General features: G+C 59.8%; 10 protein-coding genes. 5 read left to right on the forward strand and 5 right to left on the reverse strand.

Features of this window, described 5'->3' with window-relative positions; genetic code table 11:
- Positions 1 to 19 precede the first annotated feature (19 nt).
- From ROI90_RS11185 to ROI90_RS11200, 4 genes are all read left to right on the forward strand, one after another.
- Positions 20 to 1702, forward strand: a complete 1683-nt coding sequence (locus tag ROI90_RS11185; RefSeq protein ID WP_315998428.1) for a M28 family peptidase — start codon at positions 20 to 22, stop codon at positions 1700 to 1702.
- Positions 1703 to 1877: 175 nt separating this feature from the next.
- Positions 1878 to 3278 (forward strand): LutB/LldF family L-lactate oxidation iron-sulfur protein, encoded by a 1401-nt coding sequence (locus tag ROI90_RS11190; RefSeq protein WP_315998429.1) that lies wholly within the window; start codon positions 1878 to 1880, stop codon positions 3276 to 3278.
- A 119-nt stretch (positions 3279 to 3397) separates the two neighbouring features.
- A complete protein-coding gene (locus ROI90_RS11195; protein WP_315998430.1) occupies positions 3398 to 4435 on the forward strand; it encodes a hypothetical protein in 1038 nt (345 codons plus the stop codon).
- 363 nt (positions 4436 to 4798) lie between these two features.
- On the forward strand, positions 4799 to 6832 hold the full coding sequence (locus ROI90_RS11200) for a T9SS type A sorting domain-containing protein (RefSeq protein WP_315998431.1): 2034 nt from the start codon (positions 4799 to 4801) through the stop codon (positions 6830 to 6832).
- Positions 6833 to 7020: 188 nt separating this feature from the next.
- Here the strand turns inward: ROI90_RS11200 and sdaAA are convergent, their stop codons facing one another.
- From sdaAA to ROI90_RS11215, 3 genes are all read right to left on the reverse strand, one after another.
- Complete coding sequence (gene sdaAA, locus ROI90_RS11205; RefSeq protein ID WP_315998432.1) at positions 7021 to 7926, reverse strand: L-serine ammonia-lyase, iron-sulfur-dependent, subunit alpha; 906 nt, start codon at positions 7924 to 7926, stop codon at positions 7021 to 7023.
- 173 nt (positions 7927 to 8099) lie between these two features.
- Positions 8100 to 8558, reverse strand: a complete 459-nt coding sequence (gene msrB, locus ROI90_RS11210) for a peptide-methionine (R)-S-oxide reductase MsrB (protein ID WP_315998433.1) — start codon at positions 8556 to 8558, stop codon at positions 8100 to 8102.
- A gap of 75 nt (positions 8559 to 8633) precedes the next feature.
- Positions 8634 to 9422, reverse strand: a complete 789-nt coding sequence (locus ROI90_RS11215; RefSeq protein WP_315998434.1) for a M949_RS01915 family surface polysaccharide biosynthesis protein — start codon at positions 9420 to 9422, stop codon at positions 8634 to 8636.
- Between the two features lie 39 nt (positions 9423 to 9461).
- On the opposite strand from ROI90_RS11215, the gene ROI90_RS11220 reads away from it, so the two are divergent.
- A complete protein-coding gene (locus ROI90_RS11220; protein WP_315998435.1) occupies positions 9462 to 10991 on the forward strand; it encodes an NAD(P)H-hydrate dehydratase in 1530 nt (509 codons plus the stop codon).
- Positions 10992 to 11034: 43 nt separating this feature from the next.
- Here ROI90_RS11220 and ROI90_RS11225 read toward each other — a convergent pair whose 3' ends face one another.
- Together ROI90_RS11225 and ROI90_RS11230 are read right to left on the reverse strand one after the other, a co-directional pair.
- A complete protein-coding gene (locus ROI90_RS11225) occupies positions 11035 to 13320 on the reverse strand; it encodes a GH92 family glycosyl hydrolase (RefSeq protein ID WP_315998436.1) in 2286 nt (761 codons plus the stop codon).
- A gap of 76 nt (positions 13321 to 13396) precedes the next feature.
- A complete protein-coding gene (locus ROI90_RS11230) occupies positions 13397 to 14284 on the reverse strand; it encodes a UbiA family prenyltransferase (RefSeq protein WP_315998437.1) in 888 nt (295 codons plus the stop codon).
- Positions 14285 to 14326 lie beyond the last annotated feature (42 nt).

The following is a 14326-nucleotide window of genomic DNA, read 5'->3' on the forward strand; positions in this document are numbered from 1 at the left end:
CCCTACCGTTTTACTCTGTATGAACAAAACTTCCCTGCTCACCTGGCTGCTGGCCGCGGGCGTAGCTACCGCCGCAGTGGCTCAGGCTCCCGAAAAAATCAAGGTTAAAACCAAGCGCAAAGCCAAAACCGAGGTAACCGCCACACCGGTAATGGAAACGGCTGCTCCGGCCCCTGCCACTGACTTGCCCCAGGGCTACGCCGAAACCATCACCCAGGCCGACCTGCGCCAGCACCTGACCGTATTGGCCTCGGATGCTTACGAGGGCCGCGAAACTGGCGAAAAAGGCCAGAAAATGGCCGCCGACTACATTGCCAAGCAGTTTGCCGACCTGGGCCTGAAAGGTCCGGTTACCGGCTCCGACAACCCCTACCTGCAGCACTTTACCATGGTACGCAGCTCCTGGGCCGATGGAGCCACCATGAAAATCGGGCCGACTAGCTACAAATGGCTCACGGATTTCTATGCTCTCGGCGGCAATGGTTTCCAGCAGGAAACCAACGTGCAGCCCGTATTTGCGGGCTACGGCATTGAGCAGGACGGCTACTCCGACTACGCGGCTATGGGCGACGTGAAAGGCAAAGACCTCTTGATTTTGCTGGGTGAGCCCCAGACCGACAAGGGCACTGCCCTGCTGGGCAAGGATGGCCAGAACAGCAAGTGGGGCCAGGACTACCGGGCCAAGCTCACGCTGGCCGCCCAGAAAGGTGCCCGCTCGGTCATCTTCGTGGATTTCAATCCCAACAGCAACTTCGAGAAGCTGGCCGCCCGCATGACGCCCTACATCAGCCGGCCCAGCATTGCCTTCAAGGAAGCCTCCCAGACTACCCGTCCCACGGCCTACTTCGTGAGTCCGGCGCTGGGCTACAAGCTGCTGGGCACCACGGCCCCCGCCGTTACCAAGTACACGGCCGGCGTAAGCAAGGCCGCCAAACCCACGGCCAGCCCCTTCAAAGTGGCTAAAGTGCTGGTGAAAGCCCCCAAGAAAACCGAGGACTTCACCACCGAAAACGTGCTGGGCTACTTGGAAGGCACCGACAAAAAAGATGAAATCATGGTGTTGTCGGCGCACTACGACCACATCGGCATCATCAACGGCGAGGTGCACAACGGCGCCGATGACGACGGCTCCGGCACCGTAACGGTGCTGGAAATGGCCCAGGCCTTCGTAAAAGCCAAAGCCGAGGGCCATGGCCCCCGCCGCAGCATTCTGTTCCTGACGGTAACGGGCGAGGAAAAGGGTCTGCTGGGCTCGGAGTACTACACCGACCACCCCATTTTCCCGCTGGCCAGCACCGTAGTAGACCTGAACACCGACATGGTGGGCCGCACCGACAAAGACCACGAGGGCAAGGGCGACTACGTGTACGTTATTGGTTCCGACAAGCTTAGTTCCGAGTTGCACACCATTCTGCAGGCCCAGAACGAGAAGTACACCAAGATGGACCTGGACTTCCGCTTCAACGACCCGGAAGACCCCAACCGCTTCTACTACCGCTCCGACCACTACAACTTCGCCAAGCACCGCATTCCGGTAGCCTTCTTCTTCAACGGCGTGCACGATGACTACCACGGCGCCGGCGACGAAGTAGAGAAAATCGAGTTTCCGAAGATGGAAAAGCGCGCCCGCCTGGTGTTCTACACTGCCTGGGACCTAGCCAACCGTGACCAGCGCATCGTGGTGGACTCGAACAAGAAGTAAGATTGCTGTCATTCCGAGCGGAGCGAGGCATCTGAGTTAGCCACCAGAAGGCATACCCAGATTCCTTGCTCCACTCGGAATAACAAGAGCCCTCCCCAAATATAAAACCCGCTGAACCCAATGAGGGCCGGCGGGTTTTTATATTTGCTAAGAACCCGTTGTACGCTGTGCTGCCATGAACCCGACGATACCCACGCCCGCCCCCAAAAAATCGGCCCAGTTTCTGGTTGACTCCGACCGTAAGGCTTTCGACCTGGAGCACCGGCGCAAAATTCGGTTCAACATTGGCAAGTACAACGCGGCCGTACAGACAGGTATGGGCTTTTACCAGGACCACGAGTTGGCCCGGGACCGAGCCTCCTACCTCAAAACCCAGGTTATCAACCGCCTGGATGAATATTTGCTACAATTCGAGGAGAAGTTCACGGCCCGGGGCGGCAAGGTTATCTGGGCCCAGAACGCGGAGGAGGCTTTGTTTGAAGTGGGCAAGATTATGGAGCGCCGCCAGGCCCGCACCGTGGTGAAGGCCAAGAGCATGACCACCGAGGAAATTCACCTCAACAAGTACCTGGAAAAGCGTGGTATTGAGTCGGTAGAAACGGATTTGGGTGAGTTCATTGTGCAGTTGAACGGGGAGCGGCCCTACCACATCGTCACGCCGGCCATGCACCTGAGCAAGCTCGATATTGCCGACATTTTCGTGAAGCACCTGGGCATTGAGTACACCGACGACGCCCAGAAACTGGTGCTCACGGCCCGTCACCTGCTGCGCAACAAGTACACGGCGGCCGAGGTGGGCATCACCGGCGGCAACTTCCTCATTGCCGATACCGGGGCCGTGTGCGTGACCGAAAACGAAGGCAACGCCCGCCTTTCGGCCACCTTCCCCAAAACCCACATTGCCATTGTGGGCATTGAGAAGGTGATTCCGAGGCTGCAGGACCTGGATTTGTTCTGGCCCTTGCTCAGCACCAGCGGCACCGGCCAGCAGGTAACGGTGTATAACACCATTTACACTGGCCCTCGCCAGCCCCTGGAAAAGGACGGACCCGAGGAAATGTTCGTGATTCTGCTGGATAACGGCCGCACCAACCTGCTGGCCCAGCCCGACAAGCGCGAGGCCCTGAACTGCATCCGCTGCGGAGCCTGCCTGAACGTGTGCCCGGTGTATAAGAACATTGGCGGCCACACCTACGAGGCTACCTATTCCGGCCCCATCGGCTCCGTGATTACGCCCCACCTCTCGGGCATGGCCGAAAACAAGCACCTGAGCTATGCCAGCAGCCTGTGCGGGGCATGCACTTCGGTATGCCCCGTCCGAATCCCGATTCACAACATCCTGCTCAAAAACCGCCAGCAAAGCGTGCAGGAAGGTCACACTGACAAGGAAGAACGGCGGGCTGTTGGCCTATGGCTTTACGGTATGAAGCACCGATGGGTGTGGGATTTGGCCCCCGCCACCGGCAAAAACTGGGTACTCAGCCGCCTGCTGGGCGAAGTAGGCTGGAACAAGCGCCGCGACGCCGTGCAGGTAGCCCCTAAAACGTTCCGCCAGCTCTGGAAGGAGCGCAAGTAACGCTTAAGACGTAGCCCGGCTAATACAACCAGCTTGCCAGCCGCTTGCTGCCGGCCAACCCTGGCTGCCACCTAGTAGTACAAGCATGGCGGCACTGCAGCCGCGCGTGGTTGCTGTATATGCTTGATGTAGTATTTCGGGCGCTGGCTTTTATAGCGGGCGTTTACTTGGTGGCCGATACGGTGCTGGCCGCTATCCGCTCGTTTGTGCTACCGCGCAGTGACTCGGCGTGGCTGAATACGGCCGTGTTTCGGCTGGTGCGCTGGGTATTTGAGAATGCCGCCCGCCTGGGCCGCTCATATGAGCAGCGTGACCGAATTCTGGCGTTGTACGCGCCCGTGGGGTTGGTTATGCTGCCTATTGCTTGGCTCACGATGGTTAGCCTGGGCTACACCGCCATTTTCTGGGGCTTGGGAGAAGGAGACCTGGAGCGCTGCTTCCGCATCAGCAACAGTTCTCTGCTCACACTAGGCTCCGAGGACCCCAGCCACGACGTACTGCCCACGGCAATGTCGTATTCCGAGGCCACGCTGGGCCTGCTGCTGCTCACCCTGCTCATTTCCTACCTCCCCACCATGTACCAGGCCTTCTCCAGGCGGGAGCTGACGGTGGCGCGGCTGGAACTGCGGGCCGGCATTAAGGCCTCAGCCGTGAAGCTGCTGCTGTGGCTGCACGGCTCCGGTACTTTACAGAACGATGGTACTCAGTGGCGCGAGTGGGAGGAGTGGTTTGTGGAAATAGAGGAAACCCACACCTCCTTGCCCATTATGGCGTTTTTCCGCTCACCACAGCCCGGCCGCTCCTGGATTACGGCCGCCGACATCATTCTGGATACGGCCGCCATGATCAGCAGTACCGTGAACCACCCCCGCGACGCCCACCTGGAGCTGTGCTTTAAAGCCGGCTGCGTGTCACTTAACCGCGTGTCGCGCTACTTCAAGTACGATGCCGGCGCTGAAGAATCGGCGGGCAAGGCCCCGGCCGCGCCCAGCCGCGCCGATTTTCAGAGTGCCTACCAGCAATTCCAGGCGGCTGGGCTGCCCCTACACGATGAATCCGTAGCCTGGGAGCAGTATCAGGAGCTACGCAGCCGCTACGCCGGGGCCATTGCCTACTTGGCTCGCCTCATCATGGCCCCGGTCATCGAGCCCATCTAAATACCCCATCAGCTTCTGGCCACACTTGCTCTGAAGCTCAGGCTTCTGGCCTTGGCATGGCCCCAGCTTTACTTTGATTGATGAGGCGCTGAAATAGCTATGACCGAAAGCCTGCCTGGTTCAGTTTACCTGCTTCCTGCTTTCGTCCAAATAGAAATGTTTATTTGCCTAGTAGCTTACTGTAGAGCTTGGGAAAGATCTATTTGAGGGTGCTTTATATATAATTTTTCAAATTTAATATTGATTTATTTTACCAGTAGTACTTCAACTTTTCCGGTACACCTGCGTTAAGCGCCCCAACTGTGTTCAACATGGGACAGTGACCTAGTTGATTTTCTGCGTTTTTGCCTTCGTTTTACTTATATGGCTACATTCATCTACCAATTTGGGAATAGTACTTCCCGGCGGCTGGGAGCATTGCTGCTTTTCCTCCTGTTATCGGCTCCCGCTTGGGCTGGCTCCGGCTTCTATAAGAACTTTGTAGTTCTCAACTCCGGCCGGGGCAATGTGTATTATGATACGGAGCTGACCGACACCAGCAACCCCAATTTTGGGGGTAGCTTAGGGTCATTCGACCGTACTACCGGCCAGTTGTTGCTGAATGGCGCGGAAGCCAACACGTTTGAAAACAACGGCGACGATATTCAGGCTACCCGCCTCTACTACCGCCTTTACCGCCAGAGCACGGCGGCAGCCGGCTTTCAGTCGATTGAGCTGGGCTTCCGGGCTCGGGGCGTAGATGGCAACCCCACCAATGAAAAGTGGGATGTACTCACTGCTAACCTTGATTTGTTGGCTCGCACTAATGGCAACGGCACTTACGTGCTGGATGTATACTTTGAGGGTAGCGGCGTGAACAACGGGGATGGATACCAAGTATATGACAGCCGGGGGGGGCAAAATTACCGCGCCACCTTCACAGTAACCGGGGCCACGCCCGCCAACACCACCTGGACGGGCAGCCAGGGCACCAACTGGTTTAATGACAATAACTGGACGGCCGGCGTACCCACGGCCATAACCGACGCCCTGATTCCGGTAGGCCCCATCAACTTTCCGGATATTACCGCTGGCATCGCACAAACCCGTAACCTCACCGTAGCCGGTACCGATCCTACGAACCGCGCCGTGCTGCGCCTGACGGAGGGCGAGCTGCAGGTATTCGGCAATTTTTCTAACCCAGCTTCAGGATATGAGCAGAGCGGCGGCTTTTTTGTATTAGCCCGCACCGGCGACCAGCAGTTTGATGGTGACGTATTTTTCAACGTCCGCGTGGAGGGTGGCGGTATGAAAACGCTGACCAACACGGCCAGCATTGTGGGTCGGCTTACGTTTGTCAGCGGTATTCTACAAACCTCCGTCAACGACCCGAACGTTTTCAATATCAACTTGTTTGCTAACGCCCGCATTGAGAACGAAACGGAAAGCAGCTTCCTGCTGGGCGTGGTACAGACCAACCGGCTAGTGACCTTAGGCGCAACTCAGGACTTTGGCAACATAGGCTTTACGCTGACCACCACCGGCCGCGCCGCCGGCCAGACCCTGGCCTCCCGCCTTACGGGCCTGACTTTTTCGGGAGCTGGTAGCAGCCGGAGCGTGCAGCGCCAGTTCAACCTTGTGCCCGATGTGAACGGGGGGCTGAATGCTACCCTCGTCTTCCGCTACCTCGACCGTGAGCTGAACGGCATTCCGGAGGCAGATCTGGTACTGTTTCAGTCGCAGAACAGTGGAGCTACCTGGGGGTTTGTGGGCAAGGACGGGCAGGAGCAGAATGCCAATGACATAACCAAAGCCGGAGTGGATCGGCTGAGTTTCTTCACGCTGGGCGACCGAAATAATCCTTTGCCCGTTACGCTCACCAGCTTTGAAGCGCAACGCCAGGGTTCCGATGCGCTGCTGCGCTGGGCTACCGCCCAGGAACTTAATAATGCCGGCTTTGAGGTGCAGGTATCTACTAACGGCCAGGTGTTTCGCACGCTGGCAACCGTACCCGCTGCTTCGGCCAACTCTCAGCAAGCCCGCACCTACCAGTACACCGACCGGGAATCCGGCAAGAGTGGCCTGCGCTACTACCGCCTACGCCAGCTCGACCTCAATGGCCAAGCCACTACATATGGGCCGCGCACGGTAGCTTTTGGCGTGGCCGCACGCACTGTATACCCCAATCCGTTCAGCTACAGCCTCCGGGCTCCGATACAGTCGGCTGTGGCGGGAACCGTAACCACCAGCCTGCTTGATGGCCTTGGTCGGGAAGTGTACCGCGCTAGTACCCAAGTGCAAGTTGGAGCCGCCGAAATTGCACTGGATGCCCTGGACCGACTGCCTGCCGGAGCCTATTTCCTCCACCTTACCCTGCCCGATGGCTCCCAGCAGCGTGAGAAACTGCTAAAGCGTTAATCAATATTTTCATTCAGGCTCCAACAAGAAAAGCCCCACCAAATTCTGATTCGGTGGGGCTTTTCTTGTTGAAGAAGCTATGCGCGGAACTGCTTCCCGGCTTTATGTTTGGGAAAATGCCGGAACGCTAGGCTGAGTGCAGCCAAAGCGGGAGGTTTCTTCCGGTTGGCTCAACCACGGTGGCTACCTCATTGCGTTTCCTCATCAGGCAGAATCTGGACGTCCTGCACCAGCACCATTTTTTCGATTTCACGGCCCCGGGTGGTGTTGGCCAGGCCGCCGAGGGCGGTTTCCTTGTAGCGGGTTTCCATGCTCTGGCCCACTTCGCCGAGGGCGGCCACGCACTGGTCCACGGGAATTACGGGGTCGACGCCGGCAATGGCAATCTGGGCGGAGCTGAAGGCAATGGCCGAGGCGGAGGCGTTGCGCACCACGCAGGGCACTTCCACCAGACCCGCCACCGGGTCGCAAACGAGGCCCAGCATGCATTGGATGGTAATGGCTACGGCCGCGAAGGTTTCGTCTACTGAACCGCCCAAGCAGTACACAATGGCGCCGGCCCCCATGGCCGCTGCCGAGCCGGTTTCGGCCTGGCAGCCGCCCACAGCACCTGCCAGGGAGGCGTTCTGCTCGATAATGAGGGCTACGCCCGCTGCCACCAGCAACCCTTCCAGAATGGCGCGGTCTTCCAGCTTGTGCAAATCCTGGAGCGTAACCAGCACGCCCGGCAGAATGCCCGAGGCCCCGGCCGTGGGTGCGGCCACCACCCGGCCCATGCAGGAGTTCACCTCCTTGGCTCCCAACGCCCGCGTAATCAGGTTTTTGAACTCGGGCGAAAGCACCGTAACGGGCGAGGCGGCAATTTTCTTGGCCCCGTTGTTCACCATACCCGAGCGGGACGTCATATTCTGCGTCAGGCCGGTGTGCACGGCGTCGCGCATCACATCGTAGGCCCGCTGCAGGCCCGTCCAGATTTCTTCCTCCGTGCGGCCTTTCTGCTCGATTTCGTAGGCGAGTACGGGCTGATAAAGCGGTTCGCCAGTAGTGGCGCAATGGGCCTGCCAACTGGCAAAATCAGTGAAAAGCAACGACATGGGTGGGGTGGAAAATGGGTGGGAAAGCAGCTATAACACGGGCCGTTTCCAGCAAGTTGCGGAAGCGGGCTACGAAAGTCGGCAGAAATTTGGCAGTTCCGCTAGTGCCAGCAAAAACAAGGACCCCAGTACAATGCACAGGGGTCCTTGCTTCATGGCAAAACAAGTTACTGCTAGACTTCCTGCTTTTCGCTTACCAGCTTAACAGCGGCCGAGTTGATGCACAGGCGCAAGCCGGAGGGTGGCGGGCCGTCGGGGAAAACGTGGCCCTGGTGGGCGTCGCACACGTTGCAGAGCACTTCCACGCGGGTCATGCCGTAGCTGGTGTCCTTCTTGTAACGGATGGCGTTTTCCTGCACCGGTTGGGTGAAACTGGGCCAGCCGGTGCCGCTTTCGAACTTGGTGCGCGAGTCGTAGAGCGGAGTGCCGCAGCACACGCAGGCGTAGAGGCCGGCCTCGTGGGCCTCGCAATACTCACCGGTAAAGGCCCGCTCGGTGCCGTGTTCCCGTGTAACGTGGTACTGTTCAGGAGTAAGTTGGGCGCGCCACTCGGCGTCGGTTTTTTCTACGCGTTTATCGGGGGCCGGGCCGCCGTGGTTGGCCAGCCGGATTACATCATTCCAGGTTTGCATGGTTGCGGAGGATATGGTCAGAAACTCAACTGGTATGCAAACGCGGGGGCTGGGCCGGAAGTTTTCAGCTGCTGGTTAAAGCTCCTCGCTGGTGGACTTTGAAGAGAAACGTTGCCACTGCCGCCGGGCAAACGGCAGAAAAGCGGGCGGGGCATTTCGGAACTCCTTTTCGGTTTCGTAGCGGCCCGCCAGCAGCTCGTAGTGTTCCTCCAGCCGCGCCGCGCTAATAGTATCGAGGCAGCAGGGGTTGGCGGGCACGCGCTGGGCAGCGGGCACCGAATCGTACTGCACTACGGTGTACCCGCGCAGGGCATATTTGGCGGCTCCTTCGCGCATAATCAGCTTAAAGGTGGCCGGGCTTACATCACTGGTGCAGGTGAGGGAGTAGAGCAGAGTCGTTTCCGTCTGCCCGTCGTGGTCCAGGTCGGTTACCGTTGTGGCCCCGGGTACCGGGCCAATCCACAAATCAAAAGGACAGTGGCTGACTCCATCCTGCAGATGCCATAGCTCCTGCCATGTACCGGCCCGCTGCACGTATTGGCGGGCGTACATTTCTATGTGGCGGGCGTCGTCGGCCTCATCGGGGCTGGCGGGCTCGTCCTGCTCCGGGGTTCGGGTTATCACCAACAGGTTCAGTCCGTTGGCATCCGTCCATTGCTTTAGCTCCAGCACCTTGCCGGGTTGGCGGGGCACTCCAGCCGGCAGCTGGTTGGCAGGCAACGACTGCACCGTTACAGCATCCGTAGTTTCCGGGGCAGCAGTTGCCGTTGGAGTATCCGGCGCAGAAGAGCCAGCGGCCTTATCAGCCTGGGGTTCAGAGCAGCCCAGCACCCCCAGGGCCAGTAGAAAAAGAGAATAGCGCATGGTGTATCCGATAAATCCGGTTTCAAGTATAGGTATTGTATGAAAATCCTCTCCGCCGCCCAGACCCGCATCCTCGACGAAGGCACCATCAAGGCCCAAGGCATTACCTCCCTGGAGCTGATGGAGCGCGCGGCCACGGCCCTGCTCAACTGGCTGCTCGATGCGCTGCACCCCGCGGCCGATACGCCGTTCCATATCCTCTGCGGCCCCGGCAACAACGGCGGCGACGGGCTGGCCCTGGCCCGGCTACTCCACCAGTCCGGCTACCAGCCCCAGGTGTGGCTGCTGCCCACCGAAAAATCCTCTGCTGACTATGCTGCCAACCTGCAGCGCCTGCCTACGGCCGTACCCCGCCACGAGCTACACGCCCGGCGGCTACCCACTTTCCCGGCGGGAGCAGTGATGCTGGACGCCCTGTTTGGCACCGGACTCAGCCGGCCGCTGACAGGACTGGCGGCGCAGGTGGTTGCGCACTTGAATGAGTCTCAGGCTCTGTGCATTGCCGTAGATATGCCCTCTGGGCTACTGGCCGACGCGCCGCAACCAGCCGACAGCGCCGTGGTGCAAGCGCACTACACGCTCAGCTTCGAGCTACCTAAATTGGCGTTCTTCCTGCCCCAAAATGCGGAGTTTGTGGGCGAGTGGGAATTGTTGTCAATCGGATTGGAAGCCACAGTTATCCACAAATTGGCTGTGGATAATTGCTTTATTGAGGAAAACTTTCTGGTAGGCCGTTACCCCAAGCGCCCGAAGTTCAGTCACAAAGGCACGTTTGGTCACGCGTTGCTGCTGGCGGGAAGTCGGGGCAAGATTGGCGCGGCGGTGTTAGCTTCCCAAGCTTGTCTGCGCGGGGGGACCGGGCTGCTGACCACGTGCATCCCGCAAGTGGGCTACGATATTCTGCAAGCCACCGCGCCCGAGGCCATGTGCCTGCCTGACCCGGCCCTTGGCCATCTTTCCGAACTCCCCGACTTGCAGCCTTACGCCGCCGTAGGTATAGGCCCGGGCCTGGGCCAGGAGGAGGCCAGCCGGGAGGTACTGCGGCAACTGCTCGAAGCGGCTAAGGTTCCTCTGGTTATCGACGCTGATGCCCTGAATCTGTTGGGGGCGAACCAAGAGTTGCTGGACTTGCTACCACCTGATACGCTGCTCACCCCCCACCCCAAGGAATTTGAGCGCCTAACCGGAGAGCCCGCCCGCGACGATTACCACCGCCTGGAGCAGCTCCGCCAGTTTGCGCGGCAGCGCCGGTGCTTCTGTGTGCTAAAAGGCGCGTACACAGCCCTGGCTACTCCCGATGGTCAGATCTATTTCAATAGCACCGGCAACCCCGGTATGGCCACCGGCGGCAGCGGCGACGTGCTAACGGGTTTGCTGCTGGCCTTGCGCGCCGATAAGCGCCTGTCTGCCTGCAACGCCGCCCTTATCGGCCTCTATGCCCACGGCCGCGCCGGCGACTTAGCAGTTCAGCAAACCGGTGAAGCCGGCCTTGTGGCGGGTGACATTGTGCGCTTCATCGGCCCCGCCCTCCAGGAACTAGCCGATTCACTGACCCACATCGTAGAGTAAGGCCGGCTTGCTCCTGTAGAAGCAAGTCCTTCTAACTCTGTACTTATTTCGCTTTCGATACCGAGAATGGCGCGGCCTGCAGGGTATTACCCCGGCTGCGGTTGGGGTCCGCCGTCATATCAAAATTGAGCGTGGCGCCCTGCATTAGCGCCTCGTGGCTGAGCCAGTTCTGGTTGTAGGGCTGGCCGTTCAGGGTGAGGGTATTGATGTAGCGGTTGGCGGCGCTATTGTTGGGCGCGTTCAGCACTACCTGCTTGCCGTTTTCCAGCGTCAGCGTCACTTTAGGGAAGAGGGGGGCGCCCAGCACGTACTGGTTGGTGGCGGGACACACCGGGTAGAAGCCCAGGGCCGAAAACACGTACCAGGCCGAGGTCTGGCCGTTGTCCTCGTCGCCGCAGTAGCCGTCGGGGGTGGGCTGGTAGAGGCGGTTGAGGGTTTCGCGCACCCAGTACTGCGTTTTCCAGGGCTGCCCGGCGTAGTTGTACAGGTAGGTCATGTGCTGGATGGGCTGGTTGCCGTGGGCGTAGTTGCCCATGCCCGCAATCTGCATTTCCCGGATTTCGTGGATAACCGAGCCGTAGTAAGAGGCATCGAACACCGGAGCCAAGGTAAACACGGTGTCCAGCGCCGCCACGAAGGGACGGGGGCCGCCCATCAGGTTCATCAGGCCCTGCACATCATGGAACACCGACCAGGTGTAGTGCCAGCTGTTGCCCTCGGTGAAGGTGTCGCCCCACTTAAAGGGGTTGAAGGGCGACTGGAACGTGCCGTTTTGGTTTTTACCCCGCATCAGCCCGGTTTGCTTGTCGAACAGGTTGCGGTAGTTCTGGCTACGCTTTTCGTAGAGCTGCACTTCCTTCTTGGGCCGCCCCAGGGCTTTACCCAGTTGGGCAATGGCGAAGTCATCGTAGGCATATTCCAGCGTACGAGCCGCGCTTTCGTTGATTTTGACGTCGTAAGGCACGTAGCCGAGCTTGGTGTAGTAGCCCGCGCCGGCCCGGCCCACGGCTTCCATTGGGCCCTGGTTATTAGCGCCCTTCAAAGCCGCTTCGTACAGGGTATTGATGTCGTAGCCCCGCACGCCTTTCAGGTAGGCATCGGCCACGATGGAGGCCGAGTTGTTGCCCACCATGATGTTGCGGTAGCCGGGGCTGGCCCACTCCGGCAGCCAGCCGCCTTCCTTGTAGGTATTTACCAGGCCCTCCTGAATCTGGCTGTTTACGCCGGGGTACAGCAGGTTCAGGAAGGGGAACAAGGCCCGAAACGTGTCCCAAAAGCCCGTATCGGTGTACATATAACCGGGCAGCACCTGCCCGTTGTAGGGCGAGTAGTGCACTGGCTTACCCGCGGCATCCAGCTCGTAAAACTTGCGCGGAAACAGCAGGCTGCGGTACAGGCAGGAATAGAACGTGCGCTGCTGGGTTTCCGAGCCCCCTTCTACCTTGATGCGGCCTAGCTGCTCCTGCCAGACCGCGTGGCCTTTCTGCTTCACGGCCTCAAAGTCAGCGGCCCCTATTTCCTGTTCCAGGTTGCGCAGGGCCTGCTCGGGGCTGATAAACGACGACGCTACCCGTACCTGCACCTGCTCGCCCTTGCGGGTTTTGAAGCCCACTACCGCGCCAGTGTGGCCTGCGGTGGCTTCCAGCAGCTTGCCATCCAGCATCTTGTCCTGGTAGATGGTGGTGCTGCTGAACGCGTGGTCGAACTCCAGCACGAAGTAGTTCTTGAAATTGGCTGGCACGCCGCCGCTGTTGCGGGTGGTGTACCCGATGATGCGGCGCTGCTCGGGCAGAATCTGCACGTGGGAGCCTTTATCGAGGGCATCCAGCACCACGTAGGCACTATCGGTTTGGGGAAAAGTGAAGCGGAAGCGGGCGGCCCGCTCGGTGGGGGCCAGCTCGGCGGTTACGTCGTGGTCGGCCAGGTACACCTTATAGTAGTGGGGCTGGGCCACCTCGGCCTTGTGCGAAAACCAGCTGGCCCGCTCCTCTTCCTCAAACCGCAGCTTGCCGGTGATGGGCATCAGAGCAAACTGCCCGTAGTCGTTCATCCAGGGCGAGGGCTGGTGGGTTTGCTTGAAGCCTTTGAGCTTGTCGGCCGAGTACTGATAGGCCCAGCCGCTGCCCATTTTGCCGGTTTGGGGCAGCCAGAAGTTCATGCCCCAGGGCAGCGCTATGGCCGGGTAGGTGTTGCCATTGGAGAGGCTGGGCTTGGAATCAGTGCCCATCAGCGGATTCACCAGGTCCACGGGGTCAAGCGTTTGGCCCTGGGCCATTCCCGTCAGCAAGCAACTCACCAGAGCCAGTCCGGCCCGTACTCGTTTCAGCATAGCACCACAGTATCAAGTGCCTGCACTGCACAGGCAGGGCAAGAATAGCCGATTTTCTGCAGGAACCCGCACACTGTCAGGAGAAACTCACCGCCTGCCCCCGCGTTATCCACCACACCACCGCAAACTGCAGAACCATCACCCCGTCGGTGAGGAGGGCAAAGTAGTAATCGGGCCGGTTTTCCTCGGCAAACCAGATAACGGCCGCCGCCGCCAGCAACGGCAGCAGCAGCGGTAGGTGCTGACCAGCCGGCGTACCGGACGGCACCAGCCCGGCCGCCAGCAGCAAAGCCGCCAGAGCAATAAATTTGGTGGCTTTAACGCCGACCAGCCCCGGAAATGTGCGGGTACCGGTGGCCTGGTCCTTGGTATAGTCGCGGATATCAAACACGAAGGCCAGGGCCAGAATGAATAGGAAGCGCCGCAGAAACAGCAGCCACACCACCGGCTCCATCAATGCCCGGCCCAAGTACAGCGCCGGTATCCACACCGTTACGCCGGCCCAGACGTAGGCAATCAGAAATACCTTCAGCAACGGTAAATCCCGCAAAGCCCACCAGCGGCCCCGCCGCTTGAGTAAGGGCATGGAGTAGAGTACTGAAATCAGGCCCAGATGCAGCAGAAACGGCGTGAGGCGCAGCAGCCGCGCATCCAGCAGAAACAGCCCCCCCGCCACCAGCCCGGCTACCAGCGCCACCACCAGCAACGTGCGCCGGTGCCGCTGCATCCACTGCTTGCGCTTGGACAGGCCGGGGTGTTGGCCTTGCTTGTAGGGCAGCACGCTGTCGAGGTTGTAGAGGAAGAGCGTGGCCGCGAAAATCAGTCCGCCCAGCCGCGCCGGAATGTGTACCTGCCAGAACAGAAACGTGGCCCACATCAGCCCCAGCGCCGCTCCCGATAGCCACACGCTGCTGTACAGCACGGCATCCAGGCAGCGGCGGAGTAGGAAAAGAAAAGCAGGCACAGGCAGGGCAAAAGTAGCGGGGCAAGATACCACCGAAACCGA

The sequence above is a fragment of the Hymenobacter endophyticus genome (genome assembly GCF_032464715.1).
GTDB lineage: Bacteria > Bacteroidota > Bacteroidia > Cytophagales > Hymenobacteraceae > Hymenobacter > Hymenobacter endophyticus.